Below are 605 nucleotides of genomic sequence, written 5' to 3'. Positions count from 1 at the left end.
GCCAACGGGTCGGTCAGGCTGCTCTGCCCGCTGGCGATCGCGTAGAGCAGCGCGCCGGCCAGCAGCGGCAGGTTCTCCACGCAGTTGGCATGGACTCGCACCAGCCGCTGGCCGAAACCGCCAGGCGTGTTGCTGCCATCGGCGGCGAAGGCGTTCACCGCCATCCGCCCGCCGAGTACCAGCAGGCCGCGCTGGCTGACCAGCAGGAAGACCAGCAACAGGGTCCAGGCGATCAGGCCGAGCAGGCAGATCGCGCTAGGGCTGAGAAACATGGATGACGCTCCTTCTATTGTGTTGTCGTGGGAAGGATGAAGCGTCTGGATTCTAGGCCGGCTAGAGCAATTGCTCTATTCGCAGTCCGCCGTCCTTAAGTCGTGTTCTGCCGGCACGCCGCTCGGCCCCGATGTACGCCGTCGGCGGATGCGTAACCGGACGACCCACTGCCCGCGGCCTTCCGAACGGACAAAGAAAAGCCCCGCCGAAGCGGGGCCTTCCTTGCACGCAGCACTCAGGGCTGTCTTCTCATCAGAGCGAATCGAGATAGCGCTCCACATCCAGCGCGGCCATGCAGCCGGCGCCGGCCGAGGTGATCGCCTGGCGGTAGA

General features: G+C 65.6%; 2 protein-coding genes. Both read right to left on the bottom strand.

Annotated elements, in window-relative coordinates:
* The coding region (locus tag ACLJNW_RS23035; protein ID WP_410961068.1) for an MAPEG family protein at positions 1 to 272 on the bottom strand (272 nt) is incomplete at its 3' end.
* Positions 273 to 525: 253 nt separating this feature from the next.
* The coding region (locus ACLJNW_RS23030) for a hypothetical protein (protein WP_244247829.1) at positions 526 to 605 on the bottom strand (80 nt) is incomplete at its 5' end.

Source organism: Salmonella sp. SAL4457, from assembly GCF_046548235.1.
In the GTDB taxonomy this organism is placed as follows: domain Bacteria; phylum Pseudomonadota; class Gammaproteobacteria; order Enterobacterales; family Enterobacteriaceae; genus Salmonella; species Salmonella enterica.
Note: the sequence above shows the minus strand (reverse complement) of the source record. Positions and strands in the feature narration are given on the sequence as shown.